General features: G+C 64.6%; 1 protein-coding gene. It reads left to right on the top strand.

The window, feature by feature from the left end; translation table 11 throughout:
• Nucleotides 1-615, top strand: a 615-nt coding sequence (mltG, locus tag A3764_RS22560; RefSeq protein WP_150122412.1) for an endolytic transglycosylase MltG, incomplete at both ends; no start/stop codon positions are given.

Genomic DNA, 615 nt, shown 5'->3' with positions numbered 1-615 from the left:
TGGCCGAGGGCGTGACAAGCTGGCAGGTGGTCGAGGCGCTGAAGTCTATCGACCTGCTCAACGGTGAAATCGGCGAGGTCCCGGCCGAGGGTACATTGGCGCCCGACAGCTACGAGGTGCGTCCGGGGGACGATCGCGGGGCGATCCTTGCCCAGATGAAGGCGGCGCAGGAGGCGCAGCTTGCAGCAGCATGGGACGCGCGTGATCCCGGTTTGCCGGTCGAGACGCCGGAAGAATTGCTGACGCTCGCCTCCATCGTCGAGAAGGAGACCGGGGTCGCGGAGGAACGCGGGCAGGTGGCCAGCGTATTCGTGAACCGGCTGAACGAGGGGATGCGGCTGCAGACCGACCCCACCGTGATCTACGGGATCACCAAGGGCGAAGGCGTGCTGGGTCGCGGCTTGCGGCGTTCTGAGCTTCGCGCCGAAACGCCTTGGAATACTTATGTTATTTCCGGTTTGCCGCCCACGCCCATCGCGAATCCGGGCCGGGCCAGCCTGATGGCTGCAGCACAGCCCGAGGAAACCGATTTCATCTATTTCGTCGCGGATGGCACCGGCGGTCATGCCTTTGCCAAGACGCTCGCGGAGCATAACGAGAATGTCGCCAAGTGGC

It is taken from the genome of Sulfitobacter sp. HI0129 (assembly GCF_001635395.1).
Classification (GTDB): Bacteria; Pseudomonadota; Alphaproteobacteria; order Rhodobacterales; family Rhodobacteraceae; genus Sulfitobacter.
Note: the sequence above shows the minus strand (reverse complement) of the source record. Positions and strands in the feature narration are given on the sequence as shown.